The sequence below is a fragment of the Pseudomonas morbosilactucae genome (assembly GCF_023241665.1).
GTDB lineage: Bacteria > Pseudomonadota > Gammaproteobacteria > Pseudomonadales > Pseudomonadaceae > Aquipseudomonas > Aquipseudomonas morbosilactucae.
Window position 1 is genome coordinate 94828 of record NZ_JALQCX010000006.1, and the last position, 23910, is coordinate 118737.

A 23910-nucleotide genomic window follows, 5' to 3' on the forward strand; every position below is an offset into this window, starting at 1 on the left:
TGGCGATCGCCTATCGCCTGCAAGCCGGCTCCTACAGGATAAAAAAAACGCCCCGGATGTCGGGGCGTTTTCATTGGGGCTTGGGGTTACGCCGCTAGGTCGTTGGCGGTGAAGCTGGTGACACCCACCAGATGGATCTCGAAATCCGCGGCCAGGTTGCCGTTGATATTGCCCGAGAGTATCTCGTTGTCGAAGCGCAACTGCCCGGCGCCGGTGAAGCTTTCGGAGCCGATAAAGGTGAAGGCGTCGAGACCGGTTTTGAGCAGGTTGGCGTCGATCTTGGTCAGGTCGATCTTGTCGCCTTCGGCGCTGCTGAAATCGGTGATCACGTCCCGTAAGGTGCCCAGGCCCAATTCCTTCAACAGGTTGAAGACAAAGCGGTCGGCGCCGGTGCCTCCGGTGAGGGTGTCGGTGCCGAGGCCGCCGATCAGGATATCGTCGCCTGCGCCGCCATCCAGCGTGTCGTTGCCCGCGCCGCCATTGAGCACGTCATTGCCGGCACCGCCCTCCAGGATATTGGCCTGGGCGTTGCCGATCAGGGTGTTGTCCTGATCGTTGCCGACGACCCGGAATAGCCCGCTGCCTATCAGGTTGACGTTCTCCACATTGAGCAGGTTGAGGGCGCTCAGGTCGACGACATCGGTGGTGGCGGTGGCTTTGTAGGTGATGTTGAGGGTGTCGTTGCCCTCGTTGGCCAACTCCTTGATCAACCCCAGTTCGCCGAATTGGTCCAGCACGTAGGTGTCGTTGCCGTCACCGCCTTCCATGGTGTCCAGGCCGGCCTTGCCGTCCAGCAGGTTGTCGCCGGCATTGCCGATCAGCACGTTATTCAGGGTATTGCCGGTGCCGTTGAGGTTGTCGTTGCCGCTGAGAGTGAGGTTTTCCAGGTTGGCGCCCAGGCTCCAGTTCACCGACGAAATCACGGTGTCGATCTCGGTGGCCAGTTTGCTGGTTTCCACGATCACGTCGCGGATGTTGTCGACGATGTAAGTGTCGTTGCCCAGGCCACCGACCAAGGTGTCGATGCCGGCACCGCCGTCGAGGATGTTGTTGCCCGCGTTGCCGGTGATGCGATTGTTCAGGGCGTTGCCGGTGCCGTTGAGGTGGTCGGTGCCAGTGAGGGTGAGGTTCTCCAGGTTGTCGCCCAGGGTCCAGTTCACCGAGGCAAACACGTTGTCGATTTCTTTCAGCGACGTGCCCAGTTCGATGATCACGTCATTGACGTCGTCGACATAGTAGGTGTCGTTGCCGGCGCCACCGTCGAGAATGTCCGCACCCAGGCCGCCGTCAAGAATGTTGGCGCCACTGTTGCCGATCAGGGTGTTGTTCAGGCTGTTACCGGTGAGCTTGAGGGCGGCACTGCCGAGCAATTGGCCGTCTTCGATGTGGTCGGCGAGGGTGTAGCTGATGCTGGTCTTGACCAGGTCATGGCCTTGGTTTTCGAGCTCGATGACTTCGTCGCGGATGTTGTCGACGATGTAGGTGTCGTCGCCGGTGCCGCCCTTCATGATGTCAGCACCCGCGCCGCCATTGAGCAGATCGTTGCCGGCACCGCCTTCCAGGGTGTTGGCCTGGGCGTTGCCGATCAAGGTGTTGTCCAGGTCGTTACCGACCACTTGAAACAGCCCGGCGCCCAGCAGTGTGACGTTTTCGACGTTACGCAGATTGCTGGCGCTGAGGTCGACAATGCTGGTCGCGGTGGTGGCTTTGTAGGCGATGTTCAGGGTGTCATTGCCCTGGTTGGCCAGTTCTTCGATCAACGCCAGTTCGCCGAATTGATCCAGCACGTAGGTGTCGTTCCCGTCACCGCCACGCATGGTGTCCAGGCCGGTCTTGCCGTCCAGCAGGTTATCGCCGGCATTGCCGATCAGCAGGTTGTTCAGGGCGTTGCCGGTGCCGTTGAGGTGGTCGCTGCCGGTAAGGGTCAGGTTTTCGAGGTTGGCGCCCAGTGTCCAATTGACCGAGGACATTACGGTGTCGATCTCTTCGGCCAGTCTGCTGGTTTCAATGATCACGTCGCGGATGTTGTCGACGATGTAAGTGTCGTTGCCCAGGCCACCGACCAAGGTGTCGATACCGACACCGCCATCGAGGATGTTGTTGCCCGCGTTGCCGGTGATACGGTTGTTCAGGGCGTTGCCGGTGCCGTTGAGGTGGTCGCTGCCGGTGAGGGTGAGGTTCTCCAGGTTGTCGCCCAGGGTCCAGTTCACCGAGGCGAACACGTTGTCGATTTCTTTCAGCGACGTGCCCAGTTCGATGATCACGTCATTGATGTCGTCGACGTAGTAGGTGTCGTTGCCGGCGCCGCCATCGAGAATGTCCGCCCCAAGGCCGCCGTCAAGAATGTTGGCGCCACTGTTGCCGATCAGGGTGTTGTTCAGGCTGTTGCCGGTGAGCTTGAGGGCGGCACTGCCAAGCAGTTGGCCGTCTTCGATGTTGGCGCCCAGGGTGTAGCTGATGCTGGTCTTGACCAGGTCATGGCCTTCATCTTCGAGCTCGATGATTTCGTCGCGGATGTTGTCGACGATGTAGGTGTCGTCGCCGGTGCCGCCGATCAGTGTGTCAGCGCCTGCGCCGCCGTCGAGCACGTCGTTGCCGGCTCCGCCCTCAAGGAGGTTATTGCCGGCGTTGCCGGTCAGAATATTGTCCAGTTCGTTGCCCGCGCCGTTGATATTGCCGCGGCCGGTGAGGGTCAGCACTTCAACGTTGGCACTCAGGACGTAGCTCACCGACGCCAGGACGGTATCGATCTCGCTGGCCAGGGTGCTGGTTTCCACCACGATGTCGCTGACGTTGTCGACGATGTAGGTGTCATTGCCCAGGCCACCGGTCATGATGTCGGCGCCGGCTCGTCCATCCAGAACGTTATCCAGGTCGTTGCCGATCAGGTTGTCGTTGTAGATCGAGCCGATGGCGTTCTCTATCTTGGTACCGAAGGCGATTGCCAGGCCGTTGTTGATTTCGACGCCACGCTGATAGTCGATGAAGGCCTTGCCGATGTTGCTGAACTGCCCTTCATTAAGGTTCAGGGTGACCGCAGCGGCCTGGTTGCTGGCATCGATGGTGTCGGTGCCACCGCTGTCCCAGAGGGTCTCGAAGACCGACTGGTTGGTGGCCCATTTGTAGGTGTTGTTACCGGTTTGCCACAGATTGTTGGCCCCGTAGAGTTTCTGGATGGCCAGAATATCCAGAAGCATTGGCGTGGTTGGCTCGTAAGAGTAGGCGTTGGTGTAGCTCATGATGGTGTAGTGCACATCATCATATTCATCCGCCAGTACCGTGCTGTTCTGGGGGCTGGTGCTGAAGGGGTGTTTCAAGCCCAAGGCATGACCGATTTCATGCATGAAGGTCATGTAGTCGTACGTGCCTTTGATCGGGCTCTTGTTGTTGGTCGCGTAGCCGATCCAGACGTCTCCAGCCACCGGTGCGTCGCCTGGGAAGTAGCCCCACGCCGCGGTGTTGCTGTCCATCCCGGCGTAGCCGCCAAAACGCAGGTCACCGACGTTGCTCCTGCTTTCACTGACCTGAGTGAACTTGATATTGGCCACTGCCGCCCAAGTGCCAAGGCTGCTGGTGATTGCCGTTTTTTGCGCTGAGGTCAGGGCGTAGCTGTTCTGATACTCGTTGTCGCTGCTGTAATTGCGGGCGAACAGTGATGAGCCCGGCGTGATGAAGCTGTAGCTCAGCCATGCAGTGTTGACCCCATCGCCCCAGGAGGTGCCGAACACCAGACTGTCGAGCAGAGGGTTATTGGTCAAGGTCACCGACCAACTTGGGGAGTAACTGAGTGGACTGGGCATTCTAACTTCCTGAAATGACGGCGGCCTTCCCGATGTGACCGCTACATGGTGCGATTCATCGTGAGAACGTATCGCGTTTAAAGGGGCTTTTAGAAAAAATTGACGCCAGAAAAGCGCGCATTCTATCGAGCTTTATCGGACGAATGTGTCAGAAACTTAAGAATATGGCTAATAGCCATCTTTCTCCGACTGTCGGTCTGTCGCTAGGGGGATGACCGTTGCGAAAATGCCTGAAGTTCAACCGCAAGAAACACAGTTCATGGCGATGGCCTTGAACGTAAAGTGAGCACTTTCCCAGCCGGGACAACGGTATTGTGAGGGCCTGAACCTGCAGCTTTATGATCGCCTCATCGATGCCCGCGACCCAAGGAGCCGGCCCATGCCCTGTACCTACACCTTGATGAACTCCCCTGTTGGTCAACTGACGCTGGTGGCCAGGGGCTCCAGGCTGGCGGCCATTTTGTGGGAGAACGACGCTCCCCAACGGGTCCGCCTGGGGCCGATGCGGGAAGCCCCCGACACGCCGGTGCTGCAGGAAACCCAGCGGCAATTGGGCGAGTACTTTGCCGGTGGCCGAAGCGGCTTCGAGCTTGAGCTGGATTTTACGGGGACCGAATTCCAGCGCCAGGTGTGGCAGGCGCTGCTGACCATTCCTTTCGGAGAGACCCGCAGCTACAGCGACATTGCCCGGCAAATTGGCCGGCCCAAGGCGGTACGCGCGGTCGGTGCGGCCAACGGTCGAAACCCCATCTCGATCATCGCCCCCTGTCATCGAGTGATTGGCGCTTCCGGCAGCCTGACCGGGTTCGCGGGTGGCCTGCCGGCCAAGCAGTTTCTCCTGGCCCTGGAGGGCGGTGCGACCGGGCAATTGGCGTTCTGATTCTGCGGCTCGGCGGGCTGTGCCAAAATGCCCGCTCAAATTTTCACAGGAACGCCCCATGGACGTCGCCCGCCCGGCTCTTATCCGCGAAACCTTCCCCGTCGGCCCTTTGCAGTGCAACTGCACCATCATCGGTGACCCCATCACCAAGAAGGCCATCGTCGTTGATCCGGGCGGCAATCCGGAATTGATCCTGGCGCGTCTTGAGGCCCTGGGTTTGCACGTGGTGAGCATCATCCACACTCATGCCCACCTGGATCACTTCCTGGCGTCGGGGCAGATGAAGGAGAAAACCGGCGCCACCTTGCACCTGCACAAGGAAGACCAGTTCCTTTGGGACAACCTGGAAATGCAATGCAACATGTTCGGCGTGCCCTATACGCCGGTGCCAGCCCCTGATCGCTGGCTGACCGACGATGAGGAGCTGGCCTGTGGCTGCGGCGTCGCTTTGCACACGCCAGGACATACGCCAGGTTCCATGAGCTTTTGGTTTTCCGAGGCTAAGCTTCTGATTGCCGGTGACACCCTGTTCAAGCGTGGTGTCGGGCGCACGGATTTATGGGGCGGCGATCAAGCCACCATCGTGCGCTCGATCAAGCAGCGCTTGTACACCCTCGATGAGGACGCAATTGTGGTCGCTGGGCATGGTCCCGACACGCGTCTGGGCGATGAAATGCGTGAAAACCCCTTTGTCAGAGCCTGATTTTTTGCTGAGCGGCCCACGGAATTTTTGCCACCCCGTGCGTTCCAACGCCAGCAGAGGTCGGTTGCCAATGTCCGCTGCATCACAGAATGCAAAAAGTAGGAGCTTTCCATGTTCACCTCGCGTCGTTTGATTATTGTCGCTACTGCTGTGGCCCTGTTGTCCGGCTGTGCTTCGCCTAACCCTTATGACAATCAGGGGCAGGCCGAGGGCTCCTCGGGCATGAGCAAAACTGCAAAATACGGTGGCCTGGGGGCCTTGGCCGGTGCGCTGGCCGGTGCCGCCATCGACCACAACAACCGTGGCAAGGGCGCGCTGATCGGCGCCGCAGTGGTCGGGGCATCTGCCGCCGGTTACGGCTACTACGCTGACCAGCAGGAAAAGAAACTGCGCGCCAGCATGGCCAATACCGGTGTTGAAGTGCAGCGCCAGGGCGATCAGATCAAACTGATCATGCCGGGCAACATCACCTTCGGCACCGACTCGGCGAACATCGCTCCGAGCTTCTATCAGCCGCTGAACAACCTGGCCAACTCCCTCAAGGAGTTCAACCAGAACCAGATCGAGATCGTCGGTTACACCGACAGCACTGGCGCCCGCCAGCACAACATGGACCTGTCTCAGCGTCGGGCGCAAAGCGTGGCCACTTACTTGACCTCCCAGGGTGTCAGCGGTGCCAACCTGTCGGCACGCGGTGCCGGCCCGGATAACCCGATTGCCAGCAACGCCGACGTCAACGGCCGTGCCCAGAACCGTCGTGTCGAGGTCAACCTCAAGGCCATTCCAGGCCAGCAATACCAGCAACAGGGTCAGCAGCAGTACCAGCAATATCCGTAAGTACCCGGCCTGAACGTCAGGCACAAAAAAGCCCGCCCGATCTGAGAATCGGGCGGGCTTTTTTATGCCGGAAGAAGGTTACTTCTTAAGACCGTAATGTTCGTCCAGCATGCCCGGCGCGTTTGGCGTCTTGGGCGCGTAGTCCCGTGGCGGCTCCTGATCGCGTGGTGGAGTCAGGCGTTCGCGCGGCGCTTGGGCCGAGTCCGAATGCAGGGCTGCCAGCAGGCGTTGGCGGGTCAGTTCGTCCAGGGCCAGGCGGTTGGCACCCTCGGCGAGATGATCCTGCACTTCCTGATAGCTTTGGGTGAGTTTTTTCACCAGGGTGGCGGTGCTGTTGAAGTGGGTGACCACTTCGTTCTGATAGCTGTCAAAACGTTCCTGGATATCATCCAGCTGACGTTGCGTGCGGTTAGGCGCGGCGTTCGGCAGCAGGCGAGCGATCAGGAATCCGATGGCGACACCCGCGACCAATGCAAGAGTCGGCAACAACCAAACTAAGAGCGAGTGTTCCACGAGTCCTTCCTCTATAAACGGCTTTGCTTTACGTTAACGGCTCGAACCTGCGCTGTATACCGCGATTCACTCGCAATAGATTGGCACAGACAATTTGCTAGACGAGTCGACCCGATTCGAGGTCACGGAGTTCCTTCCTTGCTAATGCGTGAAACCCCTGTAGTGATTGCCGGCCCGGTGGGCCAGTTGGAAGCCCTGTATCTGGAAGTGCCCGACGCTCGCGGTGTGGCGTTGATCTGCCACCCCAACCCGGTGCAAGGCGGCACCATGCTCAACAAGGTGGTTTCCACCTTGCAGCGCACCGCGCGGGATGCCGGCTTGACCACCTTGCGTTTCAACTACCGTGGCGTCGGTGCCAGCGAAGGCAGTCACGACATGGGGAGCGGCGAAGTGGATGACGCCCAGGCCGCAGCCGAGTGGTTGCAGGCCCGGCATCCGGAACTGCCATTGACCCTGCTGGGTTTCTCCTTCGGCGGTTTTGTCGCTGCCAGCCTCGGCGGTCGCCTGGAAGCCCAGGGCGTGCAGCTCAAGCACCTGTTCATGGTGGCCGCAGCAGTGACCCGCCTGCGCGATACCGACGTGCTGCCGGAGAACTGCCCGCTGACCCTGATCCAGCCGGAAACCGACGAGGTCATCGACCCGCAAGCGGTGTATGACTGGTCTGCCGCGCTTGTTCGTCCCCATGAGCTGCTGAAAGTGGCAGAATGCGGGCACTTTTTTCACGGCAAGCTCACCGATCTCAAGGATCTGGTGCTGCCCCGACTCTCGAATTGATAGCAGTCTGATAAGCGATTACCCATGACGACTCGTACCCGTATCCTCACCGGCATCACTACCACCGGCACGCCGCACCTGGGCAACTACGCCGGTGCGATCCGCCCGGCGATCCTTGCCAGCCAGGACGCCAATGCCGACTCTTTCTACTTCCTGGCCGACTACCACGCCCTGATCAAGTGCGATGACCCGCAGCGCATTCAGCGTTCGCGTATGGAAATCGCCGCGACTTGGCTGGCCGGTGGCCTGGATGTGAACCGGGTGACTTTCTATCGTCAGTCGGACATCCCGGAAATCCCCGAACTGACTTGGCTGCTGACTTGCGTTGCCGCCAAGGGCCTGCTCAACCGTGCCCACGCTTACAAGGCGTCGGTGGATAAAAACGTCGAAGCCGGCGAAGACCCGGATGCGGGCATCAGCATGGGCCTGTACAGCTACCCGGTGCTGATGGCGGCGGACATCCTGATGTTCAATGCGCACAAAGTGCCGGTCGGCCGTGACCAGATCCAGCACGTTGAAATGGCCCGGGACATCGGCCAGCGTTTCAATCACCTGTTCGGCAAGGGGAAAGAGTTCTTCACCATGCCGGAGGCGTTGATCGAAGAAAGCGTTGCCACTTTGCCGGGCCTCGACGGCCGGAAGATGTCCAAGAGCTACGACAACACCATTCCGTTGTTTTCCAGCGCCAAGGACATGAAAGACGCCATCTCGCGGATCGTCACCGACTCCCGCGCGCCTGGCGAAGCCAAAGACCCGGACAACTCGCACCTGTTCACCTTGTTCCAGGCATTTGCCAGCAAGGCCCAGGAAGAAGAGTTCCGTGCCGAGTTGCTGCAAGGCCTGGGTTGGGGCGAAGCGAAAAACCGCCTGTTCCAACTACTGGATGGTCAACTGGGCGAAGCCCGCGAACGTTATCACCAACTGATGTCGCGCCCGTCGGATATGGAAGACCTGTTGCTGGTCGGCGCCAAGAAGGCCCGTGCCGTAGCGGCTCCGTTCCTGGCCGAGCTGCGTGAGGCCGTTGGCCTGCGCTCGTTCGTCGAACAGGCCGTAGCGCCGGTCGCCACCAAGAAGAAAGCCGCAAAAGCCGCACGCTTTGTCAGTTTTCGCGAAGACGACGGCAGTTTCCGTTTCCGCTTGTTGTCGGCTGATGGCGAGCAGTTGTTGCTGTCGCGTCACTTTGCCGATGGCAAGGCTGCCGGTGCGGTGACCAAGCAGTTGCAAGCCGGTGAGGCGTTGGATCTGCGCAGCGACGAGCTGAGCTTCAGTGTCTGGCTGCAAGACCAATGCGTGGCGGACAGCCCGGCGTTTGCCGATGCGGCTGAGCGTGATGCGGCCATCGAGCAGTTGCGTGTCGCTTTGACTCCGGCGCAGGACTAATCGGAATCATCCCGACCAAGGGCTGATTGCCATTCCCCAGGGCCGTCGCTACAGTGACGGCCCGTTTTTGTTGCCTTGCTAACGAATTATGACGCCCCTAGAACGATATCAAGCTGATCTGAAACGCCCCGAGTTCTTCCACGACGCTGCGCAGGAAACGGCGGTGCGTCATTTGCAGCGTCTGTATGACGACCTGGTTGCGGCTTCGCAGAACAAGCCGGGCCTGTTGGGCAAACTGTTCGGCAAGAAAGACCAGGCGCCGGTCAAGGGCCTGTATTTCTGGGGCGGCGTGGGTCGTGGCAAGACCTATCTGGTGGACACCTTCTACGAGGCTTTACCGTTCAAGGAAAAGTCGCGGACGCACTTTCACCGCTTTATGAAGCGTGTGCACGAAGAGATGAAGACCCTGGGCGGCGAAAAGAACCCGCTCACCATCATTGCCAAGCGTTTTTCCCAGGAAGCCCGGGTGATCTGCTTTGACGAGTTCTTCGTGTCCGACATTACCGACGCGATGATCCTTGGCACCTTGATGGAAGAGTTGTTCAAGAACGGCGTGACCCTGGTGGCGACCTCGAACATTGTTCCGGATGGCTTGTACAAAGACGGTCTGCAACGGGCGCGTTTCCTGCCGGCCATTGCCTTGATCAAGCAGAACACCGAGATCGTCAACGTCGACAGCGGCGTGGATTACCGTCTGCGTCACCTGGAACAGGCCGAGCTGTTTCACTTCCCCTTGGACGAGGCGGCCCACGAAAGCCTGCGCAAGAGCTTCCGCGCGCTGACGCCGGAATGCACCCAGGCTGTGGAAAACGATGTGCTGATGATTGAAAACCGCGAAATTCGTGCCTTGCGTACCTGCGATGATGTGGCCTGGTTCGATTTTCGTGAGCTGTGCGATGGCCCGCGGAGCCAGAACGACTACATCGAGCTGGGCAAGATTTTCCATGCGGTGTTGCTCAGTGGCGTGGAGCAGATGAGCGTGACCACCGACGATATCGCCCGACGTTTTATCAACATGGTCGACGAGTTCTACGACCGTAACGTCAAGCTGATCATTTCGGCGGAAGTCGAGCTCAAGGACCTCTACACCGGCGGTCGCTTGAATTTCGAGTTCCAGCGCACCCTCAGTCGATTGTTGGAGATGCAGTCCCACGAGTTCCTGTCGCGGGCGCACAAGCCGTAACGGCGCTTCGGATCGACGCAAAAAAGGGCCTGCATTGCAGGCCCTTTTTCATTTACGCGGCTTGTTGCAAAAACTGCTGTCGGTACTGGTTGGGCGACAGTTCGGTGTGCTGGCGGAACAGCCGGGCAAAGAAGCTCGCATCGTCATAACCCACCTCGTAGCTGATGGTCTTGATGCTCTTACGGGTACCCGAAAGCAAGCCTTTGGCAGTTTCGATGCGCAGGCGTTGCAGGTAGTGCAGGGGCTTGTCGCCGGTGGCAGTCTGGAAGCGCCGCATGAAGTTACGAATGCTCATGCCGTGTTCTCGGGCTACGTCTTCGAAGCGGAACTTGTCGGCGAAGTGTTCCTCGAGCCACTGTTGGATCTGCAGGATGATCACGTCCTGGTGCAGTTTCTGGCCGCCGAAACCGATGCGCCCGGGGGAGTAGCTGCGCTGCACCTCATAGAGAATGTCCCGGGCCACCGCCTGGGCCACGTGGGCGCCGCAGAAGCGCTCGATCAGGTAGATGTACAGGTCGCAGGCCGAGGTGGTGCCGCCGGCGCAATAGAGGTTGTCGGCGTCGGTCAGGTGTTTGTCCTGGTTGAGCTGGACGTTGGGGAAGCGTTCGCTGAAAGCGTTGAAAAAACGCCAGTAGGTGGTGGCTTCCTTGCCGTCGAGCAGGCCCGCTTCGGCCAGCCAGAAGACACCGGTGGCTTCGCCGCAGAGCACGGCGCCGCGAGCATGCTGCTCCCGCAGCCAGGGCATGATCTGTGGATAACGCTGGCACAGCGTCTCGAAGTCATCCCAGAAGGCCGGGAGGATGATCACATCGGTGTTTTCCAGGGCGCCGTCGACCGGCATGATCACGTCGCTAAAACTGCACACGGGTTGGCCGTCAGGGCTGACCAGGCGAGTTTCAAAGGCCGGGGTCAGGCCCAAGCCCAGTTGTTTGCCGTAGCGCAGGCTGGCCAGATGGAAAAAATCCTTGGCCTGCATGAGGGTTGAAGCGAAAACCCGGTCGATAGCCAGGATGCTGACGCGCCGCAAGGGCGTGGAGGTTTGGTTAGACATAATTCAATTGTTCTTATAGGGGAAAGTGGTCACCAGACGGCTGGATCGTCTTATTTTTTGTCGGATGTGTCCAGTGCCCTGTGTGGCAGGTCGGGCATAGGCTTTGTGGGCTGATCCCCTCCGACAATTCTTTAAGGTGGCCGCATGATCCCTAGAACCTTGTTCAGTTCCGAGCACGAGCTTTTCCGTGACAGCGTGCGGACCTTCCTGGAAAAGGAAGCCGTGCCGTTTCATGGGCAGTGGGAAAAGCAGGGCTACATCGACCGTCAGCTATGGAACAAGGCGGGGGAGGCGGGGATGTTGTGTTCCCATCTGCCGGAGCAATACGGCGGCTTGGGTGCGGATTTTCTCTACAGCGCGGTGGTGATCGAAGAAGTGGGGCGGCTCGGCCTGACAGGGATCGGCTTCTCTCTGCATTCGGACATCGTTGCGCCGTACATCCTGCATTACGGCAGCGAGGCCTTGAAGCGGCACTACCTGCCGAAACTGATTTCCGGGGAGATGGTCACGGCCATCGCCATGACCGAGCCGGGGGCGGGGTCCGACCTGCAAGGGGTCAAGACCACGGCGGTGCTGGACGGTGATGAGTACGTGATCAATGGTTCCAAGACCTTTATCACCAACGGTTACCTGGCTGACTTGGTGATAGTGGTGGCCAAGACCGATCCCAAGGCTGGCGCCAAAGGCACCAGCCTGTTTCTGGTGGAGGCGGATACGCCAGGCTTCTCCAAGGGCAAGCGCCTGGAGAAAGTGGGCATGAAGGCCCAGGACACCTCCGAACTGTTCTTCCAGGATGTGCGGGTGCCCAAGGAAAACCTGCTGGGGCAGGCGGGGTTGGGCTTTGCCTATCTGATGCAGGAGTTGCCCCAAGAGCGCCTGACGGTGGCGATTGGCGGCCTGGCGTCTGCCGAGGCGGCGCTGCAATGGACCCTGGACTACACCCGTGAGCGCAAGGCGTTCGGGCAAGCCATTGCCGATTTCCAGAACACCCGGTTCAAACTCGCGGAAATGGCCACCGAGATTCAGATTGGCCGGGTGTTTGTCGACCGCTGCCTGGAGCTGCATCTCCAGGGCAAGCTGGATGTGCCGACCGCAGCGATGGCCAAGTATTGGGGCACGGACCTGCAATGCAAGGTGCTCGACGAGTGCGTGCAGTTGCATGGTGGCTACGGTTTTATGTGGGAATACCCGATTGCTCGGGCTTGGGCGGATGCGAGGGTCCAGCGGATTTATGCCGGGACTAACGAGATCATGAAGGAGATCATCGCGCGCTCGCTGTAGGAGGCGGCTTGCCGGCAAATGAACGCGACGCGCAATGCGTGTCGCGCCATTTGCCGGCAAGGCTGCGGCTACAGCGGCGGTTTATGGCGCAGGGTTTGGGTGGTCCTTGTGGATCGCCTCGATCCCGGCCAGCACTTCATCCGACAGCTTGAGCTCGAAGCTGGCGATGTTGCTGTCCAGTTGTTCCAGGGTCGTCGCACCGATGATGTTGCTGGTCACGAACGGCTGTTGGTTCACGAATGCCAGGGCCATTTGTGCCGGGTCCAGGCCGTGCTCGCGCGCCAGGGTCACGTAACGGCTGCAGGCCGCTTCCGATTGCGGGTTGAAGTAGCGGCTGAAGCGGTTGTATAGGCTCAGGCGACCTTTCGGCGGGCGGGCGCCGCCTTCGTATTTGCCCGACAGGAAGCCGAACGCCAGGGGCGAGTAGGCCAGCAGGCCGCATTGTTCGCGCAGGGCGATTTCCGCCAGGCCGACTTCAAAGCTGCGGTTGAGCAGGTTGTAAGGGTTCTGGATCGACACTGCCCGTGGCCAGCCGCGGCTTTCGGCCAGGGCCAGGAACTTCATGGTGCCCCACGGCGTTTCGTTGGACAGGCCAATGTGACGGATCTTGCCGGCCTTGACCTGTTCGTCCAGGGCTTCAAGGGTTTCTTCAAGCGGCGTGAAGTCTTCATCGGCCTTGTGCTTGTAGCCGAGTTGGCCGAAGAAGTTGGTGCTGCGCTCGGGCCAGTGCAGTTGGTACAGGTCGATCCAATCGGTTTGCAGGCGCTTGAGGCTGGCGTCCACGGCTTCGACGATGTGTTTGCGGTTGTGCTTGAGCTGTTTGTCGCGGATGTAGTCGATGGTGTTGCCGGGGCCGGCAATCTTGCTGGCCAGGATCCAGTCGGCGCGGTCACCGCGGCTCTTGAACCAGTTGCCGATGTAGCGCTCGGTGGTGGCGTAGGTTTCGGCTTTGGGCGGCACCGGGTACATCTCGGCGGTGTCGATGAAATTGATCCCGGCGTGCTTGGCCCGTTCGATCTGGGCAAAGGCTTCGGCTTCAGTATTTTGCTCGCCCCAGGTCATGGTTCCCAGGCAAATGGCACTCACATTCAGATCGGTTCGGCCTAGCTGGCGATAGTCCATCGGGTACTCCCTTGGCAAAACAATCATAAAAGCAGGTTGAAATTTTTTTCGCAATCTGCATAATTCCGCAGCTCTTTCTGCAGTGGAAGTGATGCGCCGCCTGCCGAAGAATCTTGCCGTATCACGGACGCGCTGACCCGAGCCCCCGATAGCGTCTGTATCCGGCTGCCTTTGACCTTGTCAAAGTACGCACTATTCAGTAAGATCCGCCGTCTAATTTATCAGGGCGGCCCCTGAGGCTATAAAGAATGAAAACTTTTACTGCTAAACCGGAAACAGTTAAGCGCGACTGGTTCGTCGTCGACGCTGCTGGTCAGACCCTGGGTCGTCTGGCCACCGAAATCGCGAGCCGTCTGCGTGGCAAGCACAAGCCTGAGTACACTCCTCACGTTGACACCGGCGACTACATCGTCGTGATCAATGCCGAGCAGGTACGTGTTACTGGCGCTAAAACCACTGACAAAATGTACTACTCCCACTCCGGTTTCCCGGGCGGCATCAAGTCGATCAACTTCGAAAAGCTGATCGCTAAAGCCCCTGAGCGCGTGATCGAGACCGCGGTTAAAGGCATGCTGCCTAAGAACCCGCTGGGTCGCGACATGTACCGTAAGCTGAAAGTCTATGCGGGCGCTGCTCACCCTCATACTGCTCAGCAGCCCCAAGAACTGAAGATTTAACGGAATAGTTCATTATGTCGGCGACTCAAAATTACGGCACTGGCCGTCGCAAGACTGCAACCGCACGCGTTTTCCTGCGTCCGGGTACTGGCAATATCTCCATCAACAACCGCTCCCTGGATAACTTCTTCGGCCGCGAAACTGCCCGCATGGTAGTTCGTCAGCCGCTGGAACTGACCGAGACCGTCGAGAAATTCGACATCTACGTCACCGTTATCGGTGGTGGTGTGAGTGGCCAAGCTGGCGCAATCCGCCACGGCATCACTCGTGCCCTGATGGACTACGACGAAACTCTGCGCGGTGCTCTGCGTAAAGCTGGCTTCGTAACTCGCGACGCTCGTGAAGTTGAACGTAAGAAAGTTGGTCTGCGTAAAGCGCGTAAGCGTCCGCAGTACTCGAAGCGTTAATTCGCTTCCGCGTTCAAAAACGCCCAGTCTCCTCGCGGAGCTGGGCGTTTTTTATGGGCGATGTTTTTTCATGTGACAACTTGCCACATCCGTAGAGCCCCTATAATACAAGGCTTGGAGCTTGGACGACTTGGTAATTACCTTGTCAGAGGTGGGGCTTTTCATTACCATTCGGCAAAATTTTTATAAGTTCAGATTTTTACTTAGTAGACGCCTGATTTAACAGGCCACAAAGCTGATGGGAGAGGACTGAATGAGCAATGACGGCGTGAATGCAGGCCGGCGTCGCTTCTTGGTAGCAGCCACATCCGTGGTGGGTGCTGCAGGAGCGGTGGGGGCTGCGGTCCCGTTCGTGGGGTCATGGTTTCCCAGCGCCAAGGCGAAAGCCGCAGGTGCTCCGGTGAAAGTGAATATCAGCAAGATCGACCCAGGTCAGCAGATGATTGCTGAGTGGCGTGGTCAGCCGGTATTTATCGTCCGCCGCACTGAGGAGATTCTGGGGAATCTGAAAAAGATCGAGGGCCAGCTCTCTGATCCCAACTCCAAGAACTCGGACCAACCCACCTACGTCGACCCGGAAGTGCGTTCGATCAAGCCAGAGATTCTGCTGCTGATCGGTATCTGCACCCACCTGGGCTGTTCTCCAACCTTCCGTCCTGAAGTGGCGCCCGCGGATCTGGGCAAGGACTGGGTCGGTGGCTATTTCTGCCCTTGCCACGGCTCCCACTACGATCTGGCTGGCCGCGTCTACAAGTCGCAACCCGCGCCTTTGAACCTGCCAGTACCCCCGCATTCCTATGAGTCGGATGACCTCATTGTCATTGGCGTCGACACGGAGAAAGCGTGATGAGCAAGTTCATGGATTGGGTTGATGCGCGCTTCCCCGCAACCAAAATGTGGGAAGACCATCTCAGCAAGTATTACGCTCCGAAGAACTTCAACTTCTTCTACTTCTTTGGCTCCTTGGCGCTGTTGGTTCTGGTCAACCAGATCGTGACTGGTGTCTGGCTGACCATGAGCTACACCCCTTCGGCGGAAGAGGCTTTCGCTTCCGTTGAATACATCATGCGTGACGTCGAGTACGGCGCCATCCTGCGTCTGCTGCACTCCACCGGCGCGTCAGCGTTCTTTGTGGTGGTTTACCTGCACATGTTCCGTGGCCTGCTCTACGGTTCGTACCAGAAGCCTCGTGAGCTGGTGTGGCTGTTCGGCATGCTGATTTACCTGGCGCTGATGGCTGAGGCCTTCATGGGTTATCTGTTGCCGTGGGGGCAGATGTCCTACTGGGGCGCCCAGGTGATTATCTCGCTGTTTGGTGCGATCCCGGTCATCGGCAAGACCTGACTCAGTGGATCCGTGGTGACTACCTGATTTCGGGCATCACCTTGAACCGCTTCTTCGCCTTGCACGTTGTCGCTTTGCCCATCGTGATCCTCGGTCTGGTGGTCTTGCATATCTTGGCGTTGCACGAAGTGGGTTCGAACAACCCGGATGGTGTCGACATCAAGAAGCATAAGGACGAAAACGGTATCCCGCTGGACGGCATTGCCTTCCACCCGTACTACACCGTGAAAGATATCGTCGGCGTAGTGGTGTTCCTGTTCATCTTCTGCTCGATCGTGTTCTTCTTCCCAGAGATGGGTGGCTATTTCCTCGAGAAGCCAAACTTCGAGCAGGCCAACCCGTTCAAAACGCCTGAGCACATCGCCCCGGTTTGGTACTTCACCCCGTTCTACGCGATCCTGCGGGCGGTTCCGGACAAGCTCCTGGGGGTTATTGCCATGGGCGCGGCAATCGCGGTCCTGTTCGTGCTGCCTTGGCTCGACCGCAGTCCGGTCAAGTCCATGCGCTACAAAGGCTGGCTGAGCAAGATCTGGTTGGTGGTGTTCTGCATCTCGTTCGTGATCCTGGGTGTGCTGGGGGTTCTGGCGCCGACTCCGGGTCGTACGTTGCTGTCGCAGGTATGCACCTTCCTGTACTTCGCCTACTTCATTCTGATGCCGTTCTACACCAGGCTCGAGAAGACCAAACCGGTTCCGGAAAGGGTGACTGGCTGATGAAAAAGCTATTTGCTGTACTGATTCTTGCGGCTATGCCTGTGTTGTCCTTTGCGGCTGAGCATGGTGGCCCTGAGCTGGAAAAGATTGATATCGATCTGTCCGACAAGGCTGCGATGCAGGATGGCGCGCGCACGTTCGCCAACTACTGCATGGGTTGCCACAGTGCCAAATTCCAGCGCTATGAGCGCGTGGCTGATGATCTGGGCATTCCCCATGACTTGATGCTGAGCAAGCTGGTCTTCACCGGTGCCAAGATTGGCGATCACATGAATATCGGCATGCAACCAACGGACGCCAAAGCCTGGTTCGGTGCTGCTCCGCCGGATCTGACCCTGGTGGCTCGTGTTCGCGGTACCGACTGGCTCTACGGTTACCTGAAGTCGTTCTATGAAGACCCGGCGCGCCCTTGGGGTGTGAATAACAAGGTGTTCCCGAACGTCGGCATGCCTAACGTATTGGTGGGGTTGCAAGGTCGCCAGGTGGTGGGTTGCAAGCAGATTCAGACGGTGGTCGATGGCAAGAAGCAATACGACACCTTGACCGGTACGCCGCTGACTCACGAGGCCTGTGACCAACTGACCATCGTGGAGAAAACCGGGACCCTCAACGAGCAGCAGTTCGATGAGAAGGTCAAGAATCTGGTGACGTTCCTGGCCTATTCGGCCAACCCAGTGAAACTGCAGCATCAGCGTATTGGTACCTACGTGTTACTGTATCTGGCCTTTTTCTTCGTGTTCGCTTATCTGCTCAAGCGCGAATACTGGAAAGACGTTCATTGATATAGCTGTAAACAATAGCTGTTGAATGCGCGCGCCCCAGGGCGTCTCTGAAGGTGTAGCGAGTCTGGATCATCCAGCCGTTACGAGAGGCGCCCTCCGGGCGCGCTCGTTTTTCTGCTTCCGATAATTTCAACAAGCGAGGAGGATCGCCATGGGCGTGACCAATCGGTTGGCCTGTTACTCCGACCCCGCCGACCACTATTCCCACCGAGTACGTATCGTACTTGCAGAGAAGGGTGTCAGCGCCGAGATCATCAGTGTGGAGGCGGGGCGTCAGCCGCCGAAACTGATCGAAGTGAACCCTTACGGCAGTCTCCCCACTCTGGTCGATCGTGACCTGGCGTTGTGGGAGTCGACCGTGGTGATGGAATATCTGGATGAGCGTTACCCGCATCCGCCTTTACTGCCGGTTTATCCTGTGGCGCGTGCCAATAGCCGCCTGTTGATTCATCGCATCCAGCGTGACTGGTGTGGGCAGGTGGATCTGATCCTGGATCCGCGGACCAAGGAAGCGGCCCGCGTGCTGGCTCGTAAAGAGCTGCGGGAAAGTCTGACGGGGGTTTCTCCCTTGTTTGCCGAGAAGCCGTTTTTCCTCAGTGAGGAACAAAGCCTGGTGGATTGCTGCCTACTGCCCATACTCTGGAGATTGCCGATTCTGGGTATTGAATTGCCACGGCCAGCCAAGCCGTTGCTTGATTATATGGAGCGCCAATTTGCGCGTGAGGCTTTCCAGGCGAGTCTGTCTGGCGTCGAACGTGATATGCGCTAAGGCTTAAGGAGCCGCTATGAACTCCAGTCGACCTTATTTGGTCCGCGCGCTCTATGAGTGGATTGTGGATAACGATTGTACGCCGCACATGCTGGTCAATTCCGACTATCCGGCTGTGCAGGTGCCTCAGGGGTTTGCCAGTGATGGGCAGATCGTCTTGAACATCTCGCCGAGCGCTGTGCGCCATTTGCACATGGATAACGATGCGGTGACCTTTGAGGGGCGCTTTGGTGGCGTGCCTCATAGCCTGCACGTGCCTATAGCTGCGATCCTGGGTATTTACGCTCGGGAGAATGGTCAGGGTATGGTCTTTGATCTGGAGTCGCCCCTGGATGACGAGGGTGATGATGAGATCGATCAGGACGATGATGCCCCGCCACCTGATAGCGAGCCACCGCGCCCCAGCGGTCGGCCAAGCCTGAAGGTAGTGAAGTAATAAAAAAAGGCGATCCGATGGATCGCCTTTTTTATGCCTGTCGTTTGTGCCGTGTCAGTCGATGTATTCGAACACTTTCACAATCTTCTGGACCCCGGAAACACCCTGTACCGCATTGCTCGCCAGGTTGGCTTCCTGCTGGGTCACCAGGCCCATCAGGTAAACGATGCCGTTTTCGGTGATGACCTTGATTCGCGAGCCGGGGATGTTGGAGTCAGTCAGCATCTGGGCCTTGATCTTGGTGGTCAGCAAGGAGTCGTTGCTGATTGCCAGCAAGGTGATGGGCTCCATGACTTGCAGTTCGTTATGCACCTTCTTCACGCGTTGCACGGTGCTCGCCGCTTGCTCGGCCTGGGCCTTGAGATCCTCGCGCGGAGTTTGCCCGACCAGCAGTACCACGCCGTTGAAGCTGGTCACGCCGATGCGCGACGCGCCGTTGCTCAGGTCGGTGGCGGCTTTGGCGACATTGACTTCGACCTTGGTCTTGATCAGTGAGTCGTCGATCTTGCTGCCGAAGGTGCGTGTACCACGGTCGTCCTCGATGGGGGTGTCACGGCTCGCAGTGATCACCGAGCTGCACCCGCTGATACCAAGGCACAAGGTCAAAGCCAGTAGGCTGAGGCGATTAACGGTCATTCTTCACTCCCGAACAGTTGGCTGTCGATCAAGTCGCAGAGGCAGTGGATCGCCAGCAGGTGGACTTCCTGGATACGTGCGGTGACGTTGGCCGGTACGCGAATCTCGACATCTTCGGGTAGCAGCAGCGAGGCCATGCCGCCGCCATCGCGTCCGGTCAATGCTACGACAACCATTTCGCGATCATGTGCGGCCTGGATCGCTTGAATAATGTTCGCCGAGTTGCCACTGGTTGAAATCGCCAGCAACACGTCCCCGGGTTGGCCCAGGGCGCGGATCTGCTTGGAGAAGACTTCGTTGTAGCTGTAGTCATTGGCGATTGAGGTGATCGTCGAACTGTCGGTCGTCAATGCGATGGCTGGCAAGCTCGGGCGCTCACGTTCAAAGCGATTGAGCAGCTCCGAGGAAAAGTGCTGAGCGTCTCCGGCGGAGCCGCCGTTGCCGCAGGAAAGCATTTTGCCTTCGTTGAGCAGGGCGTTGACCATCACCTGGCTGGCTTGCTCGATGTGCGGTGCAAGTACGTCCATCGCCTGTTGCTTGGTGTCGATACTGGCCTGAAAAAGCTGGCGAATTCGGGATTGCATGTCCATCTGTGTGACCTTAAGTAGCGCGGCTTTTTGGCACAAAAATGTGCAGCCCGCAAAGCAAAGAGCAAAAGTGTTAAGTGAAAATGGGCTCTGCCTGAGCGCCTTGATCAGCTGTCAAAGGCATTGCGTAGCCAGTTCAAGTGAGGTTCTGCGCCAGGGGCTTTTTCTATGGCGATCACGTCGAAGCGGCAAGGGTGGTTGGACCAGCGCGACTCGCGTTGCAGAAAAGACTGCGCGGCGAAAATCAGTTTTTGCCGCTTGCGCCCGTCGATGCTGCCGAGCGCGCCACCCCATTGCGTGTGTTGTCTGTAGCGGACTTCGACGAATACTACTGTATCGCCGTCCAGCATGACCAGATCAAGCTCGCCGCCTTTGCACAACCAGTTCTGCGCCAGCAGGTGCAGCCCCTGTTGCTCGAGATACCGCAGCGCTTGGCTTTCGGCATCTCGACCGCTTTGCAAGCGTGATCCTTGGAGCATCAGCGCGGCGTGTCGGGCAGGCGAGTCACCTGGCCGCTGACGAACTGTGCCCATGGCAATTGGCGCTCAACGCGACGGCTTGGGCTCATGCTCAGGCTGCCGGTCACCCCTTCCACGCGGCTGTCCGGCAAGGCCTTGAGTTGGCCGATGCGGGGGGCCAGGCGATAGGCGTCGATACCCAGGGCATACAGGCGGCCCAGGCTGCCACCGGCTGCCGGCCATTGCGCTGCAACCTGTTTGCGCAGTGGGTCATTGGCGTCCAGCAGCCACGGGGTTTCGCAGAAGCGTACGCCGTTCATATCGTTGTACTGATTCTGGTCGCCGCTGGCGCTGAACACCTGGGAAGTGGCATACACCGGCACATCGCCTGCGTACTGGAAGTTCAGTGTCGGCTTGATCTGCTGGGCTTGTTGCGGTGTGGCGTCGAGGAAGATGAACTCGATGTCCTGGCGTCTCGACGGCTGTGCGGCCACTTGTGTGCCTACGGTGCTTTGCAGGCTCTTGGCGCGCCCTTCGCTCTGACGCAGGTGGAACATGTCGGCGATTTGCTGGGCCAGGGCTACGGGCTGGTCGACGCGAACGATGTCGATGATGCTGCCGCCGTTGGCTTCCCAATCCTGGCGGAAGGCCTTGACCATGCGATCGCCTCGCTCCCCTTTGGAGATCATGATCGCTGCACGATGCAGGCCGTCGGCACGAGCGCGACGCGAGACTTCGCGGGCCTCGTCCTCGGGTGCCAGGCCAAACTGGAAGAGTTGGGCTGGGCCTTGTTCACCTTCGCTGTAATTCAGCGCCAGGGTGGTGATAGGCAGCTGGGGGCGGGCGGCCAGTTGTTTGACTTGGTTCTTCTCCAGTGGGCCGATTACCAGTTGTACGCCGGCGGCCTGGGCCTTGCTGTAGAAGTCATCCAGGGATGTCAGGCGCGAGCTGTCATAGAACTCGATGCTGGGTGGCTTTTGTCCGGCTTGTTGAGCCTGATAATGCGCCGCCATGAAACCTTCGCGCAGGGCCTTGGATACCGACGCCAGTGGGCCGTCCTGCGGTAGCAGCAGGGCGATTTTCGACAGTGGCTGGCTGGCCAGTTGCTTGAGCTGGGTCAGTGGCAGTGGCAGTTGAACAGCGGCTGGGTGTTTTGGGTTTTGCGTGCGCCAGTTGTCGATGGCGGCTTGCTGTTGTTCCAGAGTGCCAGCGGATTTGACCGCCAGGGCCAGGCTCATCCAACCGGCAAGGTCGTCGCTGCCGGCAGGTTGCAGTTGGTCGATCGGCAGTGCGGCAATCAGGGCCCAGATGGCCTCGTGGTTCTTACTCGCAGCATCGCCTGTCAGCATTGGTGCGATGAAGATGCGTTCGCGCGCGGCAGCCAGGGTCTGGCCGTCGGCTTCAAATGCGCGTGCATGCACGGTGCCGGTGCGTACCTGCTGGTCGGCCGGCAATTCATTCAGCCGTTGCAGGCTGGGGTGGCTGAGCGCGGTCAGTGCGGCTTTTGGCTGGTTGCGCACCATGGCCAATTCGGCAGCCAGAGTGCTGGCGAAGACCTGTTGGCCTGGCTTGAGGGACTCCATTGGAACTTGTTGGAGAATTTGTCCAGCGCGGCCCGCGTTGCCTTGGCGGTAAGCCATGTCGGCAGCGCTCAGGCGCAGCAGGGCAGCCTGGTCAGGGGTTTTGCTATTGGCGGCCTGTTCAAGCAACTGCTCGATACTGGCATCCGGAGTCCGTGGAAGTTCGCCAAGGCTGGAGGAGGGCGAGCTGGCGCAAGCCACCAAAAGGGTAGCCAGGCAAAGGGCAAAGAGCAGCCGCAAGCAAGCGATCATGTAAGTGTTCCTGATACTCGATCAAATTAGCCCGGGATTGTACCCAAGCGTCGACCGGGGCGCGATGTTAGTGGCGATAAACCGTTTATTTAGGTCGTGGAAATGTTACAGCTCGTCGGGACGGGGCGCGTTATGCCGATCTAAAGGCTGGTAGCGGTGACTATTCTGAGCGCCTTGACGCGTTACAATGGCGCTTTTGTCGTTCATGAGGTGTGCGCTTTGACTGCTCCAGGTCCTTTGAATTCAGCTGCGGGCTCGCTTTATGTGGTGGCGACGCCTATCGGCAACCTGGATGACATCAGTGCTCGTGCACTGAAGTTGCTGCGGGAAGTCGCCCTGATTGCTGCGGAAGACACGCGTCACTCCCAGCGGTTGTTACAACATTTCGGGATTTCCACGCCGCTTGCAGCCTGTCATGAGCATAACGAGCGAGATGAAGGCAGTCGCTTTATCACGCGGCTGCTGGCTGGCGATAACGTGGCCTTGATCTCGGATGCGGGCACGCCGCTGATTTCCGATCCCGGTTATCACTTGGTTCGCCAGGCGCGTGCAGCAGGCATCAATGTGGTGCCTGTGCCCGGTGCCTGTGCCTTGATTGCTGCGTTGTCGGCGGCAGGGCTGCCGTCGGACCGTTTTATCTTCGAGGGCTTTTTGCCGGCCAAGGCGGTGGGGCGTCGTGCGCGTCTGGAGCTTGTAAAGGAAGAGCCGCGAACGCTGATTTTCTACGAAGCGCCGCACCGTATTCTCGAGTGCCTGCAGGATATGGAGTGGGTGTTTGGTGGCGAGCGCCCGGCGTTGCTGGCCCGGGAGCTGACCAAGACGTTTGAAACCCTCAAGGGCTTGCCCCTTTCGCAACTGCGCGAGTTCGTCGAGTCCGACAGCAATCAGCAACGGGGTGAGTGTGTTGTACTGGTCGCAGGTTGGACAGCTCCACAGAGCGATGAGGCGGTCAGTGGCGAGGCGATGCGCATTCTCGATCTGTTATTAAAGGAGATGCCGCTCAAGCGGGCGGCGGCGCTGACAGCGGAAATTACCGGTGAGCGCAAGAATGTCCTCTACCAGGTCGCACTGGATAAACAGAAAGCCGAGTAAAGGGTGGCGGCAAAGTGGCAAAAGGCTTTTAGCGCTTGTTCTTCCGCCTCTCTGCCGTTAACCTGCGCGGCGGAGAGTCGATTGGACAGTCGCTGCCCTCTATGAAAATTAGGGGGGGGAGGAAAGTCCGGGCTCCATAGGGCGGAGTGCCAGGTAATGCCTGGGGGGCGTGAGCCTACGGAAAGTGCCACAGAAAATAACCGCCTAAGCACTTCGGTGCCGGTAAGGGTGAAAAGGTGCGGTAAGAGCGCACCGCACGTCTGGCAACAGTTCGTGGCTAGGTAAACCCCACTCGGAGCAAGACCAAATAGGGTTCCAAGGCGTGGCCCGCGCTGGAACCGGGTAGGTTGCTAAAGATGTCCAGTGATGGCCATCGTAGAGGAATGACTGTCCTCGACAGAACCCGGCTTACAGATCGACTCTCCACCTTTTCCCTCCCTGCTTGATTCAATAGCAGAAGCGTTTTTGTAATACCGAAAAAATCTTACTCTTAACAAACTACTTTAACTTCGTGATGCAGCTTCATGAGCTGGATGAAGTTATTGGGTCAAAACCCTCCGCAAATTCTTGTTATCCCTCTTTTTCGTCTCCTAAATCTCCGATCTATAAGGCTTTTCCGTCGCTGCGCGCCTTGACGGTGTGGTGGGCGCATT

22 protein-coding genes, 1 other RNA gene and 1 pseudogene are annotated in these 23910 nt (G+C 58.7%); 16 read left to right on the plus strand and 8 right to left on the minus strand.

The annotated features are described in order from the left end of the window. Positions 1-86 precede the first annotated feature (86 nt). On the minus strand, positions 87-3800 hold the full coding sequence (locus M1B35_RS03900) for a M10 family metallopeptidase (RefSeq protein WP_268261267.1): 3714 nt from the start codon (positions 3798-3800) through the stop codon (positions 87-89). A gap of 379 nt (positions 3801-4179) precedes the next feature. Between M1B35_RS03900 and M1B35_RS03905 the strand changes: the two genes are divergently transcribed. The 3 genes from M1B35_RS03905 to M1B35_RS03915 all read left to right on the plus strand — a co-directional run bounded on the left by M1B35_RS03905 (position 4180) and on the right by M1B35_RS03915 (position 6220). Continuing rightward, positions 4180-4680, plus strand: a complete 501-nt coding sequence (locus tag M1B35_RS03905) for a methylated-DNA--[protein]-cysteine S-methyltransferase (RefSeq protein ID WP_268261268.1) — start codon at positions 4180-4182, stop codon at positions 4678-4680. A 58-nt stretch (positions 4681-4738) separates the two neighbouring features. Further along, on the plus strand, positions 4739-5383 hold the full coding sequence (locus M1B35_RS03910) for an MBL fold metallo-hydrolase (RefSeq protein WP_268261269.1): 645 nt from the start codon (positions 4739-4741) through the stop codon (positions 5381-5383). A gap of 111 nt (positions 5384-5494) precedes the next feature. Continuing rightward, complete coding sequence (locus M1B35_RS03915) at positions 5495-6220, plus strand: YiaD family glycine zipper/OmpA-like lipoprotein (protein WP_123337768.1); 726 nt, start codon at positions 5495-5497, stop codon at positions 6218-6220. A gap of 78 nt (positions 6221-6298) precedes the next feature. Here the strand turns inward: M1B35_RS03915 and M1B35_RS03920 are convergent, their stop codons facing one another. Then, positions 6299-6733, minus strand: coding sequence for a Z-ring associated ZapG family protein (locus M1B35_RS03920; protein WP_123337766.1), 435 nt, complete (start codon positions 6731-6733; stop codon positions 6299-6301). A gap of 144 nt (positions 6734-6877) precedes the next feature. On the opposite strand from M1B35_RS03920, the gene M1B35_RS03925 reads away from it, so the two are divergent. From M1B35_RS03925 to zapE, 3 genes are all read left to right on the plus strand, one after another. Then, complete coding sequence (locus M1B35_RS03925; RefSeq protein WP_268261270.1) at positions 6878-7507, plus strand: alpha/beta hydrolase; 630 nt, start codon at positions 6878-6880, stop codon at positions 7505-7507. Between the two features lie 24 nt (positions 7508-7531). Next, positions 7532-8887 (plus strand): tryptophan--tRNA ligase, encoded by a 1356-nt coding sequence (locus tag M1B35_RS03930; RefSeq protein WP_268261271.1) that lies wholly within the window; start codon positions 7532-7534, stop codon positions 8885-8887. A gap of 88 nt (positions 8888-8975) precedes the next feature. Next, complete coding sequence (gene zapE, locus M1B35_RS03935) at positions 8976-10070, plus strand: cell division protein ZapE (protein ID WP_268261272.1); 1095 nt, start codon at positions 8976-8978, stop codon at positions 10068-10070. 52 nt (positions 10071-10122) lie between these two features. Here zapE and M1B35_RS03940 read toward each other — a convergent pair whose 3' ends face one another. Beyond that, positions 10123-11022 (minus strand): GlxA family transcriptional regulator, encoded by a 900-nt coding sequence (locus M1B35_RS03940; RefSeq protein WP_185039450.1) that lies wholly within the window; start codon positions 11020-11022, stop codon positions 10123-10125. A 243-nt stretch (positions 11023-11265) separates the two neighbouring features. Between M1B35_RS03940 and M1B35_RS03945 the strand changes: the two genes are divergently transcribed. Further along, complete coding sequence (locus tag M1B35_RS03945) at positions 11266-12402, plus strand: acyl-CoA dehydrogenase family protein (protein ID WP_268261273.1); 1137 nt, start codon at positions 11266-11268, stop codon at positions 12400-12402. 81 nt (positions 12403-12483) lie between these two features. Here the strand turns inward: M1B35_RS03945 and M1B35_RS03950 are convergent, their stop codons facing one another. Then, the gene (locus M1B35_RS03950) at positions 12484-13524 is read right to left on the minus strand and encodes an NADP(H)-dependent aldo-keto reductase (RefSeq protein WP_268261274.1); all 1041 of its coding nucleotides are present in this window, start codon (positions 13522-13524) and stop codon (positions 12484-12486) included. A 248-nt stretch (positions 13525-13772) separates the two neighbouring features. Here M1B35_RS03950 and rplM point away from each other — a divergent pair, with 248 nt between their 5' ends. The 7 genes and pseudogenes from rplM (at position 13773) to M1B35_RS03985 (ending at position 18652) form a co-directional block, all read left to right on the plus strand. Beyond that, positions 13773-14201, plus strand: a complete 429-nt coding sequence (gene rplM, locus M1B35_RS03955) for a 50S ribosomal protein L13 (protein WP_007928449.1) — start codon at positions 13773-13775, stop codon at positions 14199-14201. Positions 14202-14215: 14 nt separating this feature from the next. After that, positions 14216-14608 (plus strand): 30S ribosomal protein S9, encoded by a 393-nt coding sequence (gene rpsI, locus M1B35_RS03960; RefSeq protein WP_003205364.1) that lies wholly within the window; start codon positions 14216-14218, stop codon positions 14606-14608. A gap of 253 nt (positions 14609-14861) precedes the next feature. Beyond that, positions 14862-15455: a ubiquinol-cytochrome c reductase iron-sulfur subunit gene (petA, locus tag M1B35_RS03965; RefSeq protein ID WP_123337754.1), complete on the plus strand. Its 594-nt coding sequence runs from the start codon at positions 14862-14864 to the stop codon at positions 15453-15455. Next, positions 15455-16665: pseudogene (locus M1B35_RS03970) on the plus strand (cytochrome b). Before petA ends, M1B35_RS03970 begins: the two are co-directional and overlap by 1 nt. Next, positions 16665-17447 carry a cytochrome c1 gene (locus M1B35_RS03975; protein WP_268261275.1) on the plus strand — a complete coding sequence of 261 codons (783 nt, stop codon included), beginning with the start codon at positions 16665-16667 and terminating at the stop codon, positions 17445-17447. Before M1B35_RS03970 ends, M1B35_RS03975 begins: the two are co-directional and overlap by 1 nt. 151 nt (positions 17448-17598) lie before the next feature. Beyond that, positions 17599-18216 carry a glutathione S-transferase N-terminal domain-containing protein gene (locus M1B35_RS03980; protein ID WP_123337747.1) on the plus strand — a complete coding sequence of 206 codons (618 nt, stop codon included), beginning with the start codon at positions 17599-17601 and terminating at the stop codon, positions 18214-18216. A gap of 16 nt (positions 18217-18232) precedes the next feature. Further along, positions 18233-18652, plus strand: coding sequence for a ClpXP protease specificity-enhancing factor (locus M1B35_RS03985; RefSeq protein WP_268261276.1), 420 nt, complete (start codon positions 18233-18235; stop codon positions 18650-18652). A gap of 54 nt (positions 18653-18706) precedes the next feature. Here M1B35_RS03985 and M1B35_RS03990 read toward each other — a convergent pair whose 3' ends face one another. The 4 genes from M1B35_RS03990 to M1B35_RS04005 form a co-directional block, all read right to left on the minus strand. Continuing rightward, complete coding sequence (locus M1B35_RS03990) at positions 18707-19288, minus strand: BON domain-containing protein (protein WP_123337743.1); 582 nt, start codon at positions 19286-19288, stop codon at positions 18707-18709. Next, positions 19285-19878 (minus strand): phosphoheptose isomerase, encoded by a 594-nt coding sequence (locus M1B35_RS03995; protein ID WP_057451753.1) that lies wholly within the window; start codon positions 19876-19878, stop codon positions 19285-19287. The genes M1B35_RS03990 and M1B35_RS03995 overlap by 4 nt, the downstream gene beginning before the upstream one ends. A gap of 104 nt (positions 19879-19982) precedes the next feature. Then, on the minus strand, positions 19983-20354 hold the full coding sequence (locus M1B35_RS04000; protein ID WP_268261337.1) for a YraN family protein: 372 nt from the start codon (positions 20352-20354) through the stop codon (positions 19983-19985). Further along, on the minus strand, positions 20354-22165 hold the full coding sequence (locus tag M1B35_RS04005) for a penicillin-binding protein activator (protein WP_268261277.1): 1812 nt from the start codon (positions 22163-22165) through the stop codon (positions 20354-20356). The genes M1B35_RS04000 and M1B35_RS04005 overlap by 1 nt, the downstream gene beginning before the upstream one ends. Before the next feature lie 237 nt (positions 22166-22402). On the opposite strand from M1B35_RS04005, the gene rsmI reads away from it, so the two are divergent. Together rsmI and rnpB are read left to right on the plus strand one after the other, a co-directional pair. Beyond that, entirely contained in the window at positions 22403-23257 is an 855-nt protein-coding gene (gene rsmI / locus M1B35_RS04010) for a 16S rRNA (cytidine(1402)-2'-O)-methyltransferase (RefSeq protein WP_185039449.1), read from the plus strand. A 73-nt stretch (positions 23258-23330) separates the two neighbouring features. Then, positions 23331-23684, plus strand: an RNA gene (gene rnpB, locus M1B35_RS04015) — RNase P RNA component class A. Positions 23685-23910 lie beyond the last annotated feature (226 nt).

Bases quoted from the DNA above. Each gene is read 5' to 3' on its own strand.
- zapE (WP_268261272.1), top strand. From the start codon at position 8,976: ATGACGCCCCTAGAACGATATCAAGCTGATCTGAAACGCCCCGAGTTC.
- M1B35_RS04000 (WP_268261337.1), bottom strand. From the start codon at position 20,354: ATGCTCCAAGGATCACGCTTGCAAAGCGGTCGAGATGCCGAAAGCCAA.
- M1B35_RS03905 (WP_268261268.1), top strand. From the start codon at position 4,180: ATGCCCTGTACCTACACCTTGATGAACTCCCCTGTTGGTCAACTGACG.
- M1B35_RS03910 (WP_268261269.1), top strand. From the start codon at position 4,739: ATGGACGTCGCCCGCCCGGCTCTTATCCGCGAAACCTTCCCCGTCGGC.
- M1B35_RS03930 (WP_268261271.1), top strand. From the start codon at position 7,532: ATGACGACTCGTACCCGTATCCTCACCGGCATCACTACCACCGGCACG.
- M1B35_RS03915 (WP_123337768.1), top strand. From the start codon at position 5,495: ATGTTCACCTCGCGTCGTTTGATTATTGTCGCTACTGCTGTGGCCCTG.
- M1B35_RS03995 (WP_057451753.1), bottom strand. From the start codon at position 19,878: ATGGACATGCAATCCCGAATTCGCCAGCTTTTTCAGGCCAGTATCGAC.
- M1B35_RS03990 (WP_123337743.1), bottom strand. From the start codon at position 19,288: ATGACCGTTAATCGCCTCAGCCTACTGGCTTTGACCTTGTGCCTTGGT.
- rpsI (WP_003205364.1), top strand. From the start codon at position 14,216: ATGTCGGCGACTCAAAATTACGGCACTGGCCGTCGCAAGACTGCAACC.
- M1B35_RS04005 (WP_268261277.1), bottom strand. From the start codon at position 22,165: ATGATCGCTTGCTTGCGGCTGCTCTTTGCCCTTTGCCTGGCTACCCTT.
- M1B35_RS03900 (WP_268261267.1), bottom strand. From the start codon at position 3,800: ATGCCCAGTCCACTCAGTTACTCCCCAAGTTGGTCGGTGACCTTGACC.
- M1B35_RS03985 (WP_268261276.1), top strand. From the start codon at position 18,233: ATGAACTCCAGTCGACCTTATTTGGTCCGCGCGCTCTATGAGTGGATT.
- M1B35_RS03925 (WP_268261270.1), top strand. From the start codon at position 6,878: ATGCGTGAAACCCCTGTAGTGATTGCCGGCCCGGTGGGCCAGTTGGAA.
- petA (WP_123337754.1), top strand. From the start codon at position 14,862: ATGAGCAATGACGGCGTGAATGCAGGCCGGCGTCGCTTCTTGGTAGCA.
- rplM (WP_007928449.1), top strand. From the start codon at position 13,773: ATGAAAACTTTTACTGCTAAACCGGAAACAGTTAAGCGCGACTGGTTC.
- M1B35_RS03980 (WP_123337747.1), top strand. From the start codon at position 17,599: ATGGGCGTGACCAATCGGTTGGCCTGTTACTCCGACCCCGCCGACCAC.
- M1B35_RS03950 (WP_268261274.1), bottom strand. From the start codon at position 13,524: ATGGACTATCGCCAGCTAGGCCGAACCGATCTGAATGTGAGTGCCATT.
- M1B35_RS03975 (WP_268261275.1), top strand. From the start codon at position 16,665: ATGAAAAAGCTATTTGCTGTACTGATTCTTGCGGCTATGCCTGTGTTG.
- M1B35_RS03945 (WP_268261273.1), top strand. From the start codon at position 11,266: ATGATCCCTAGAACCTTGTTCAGTTCCGAGCACGAGCTTTTCCGTGAC.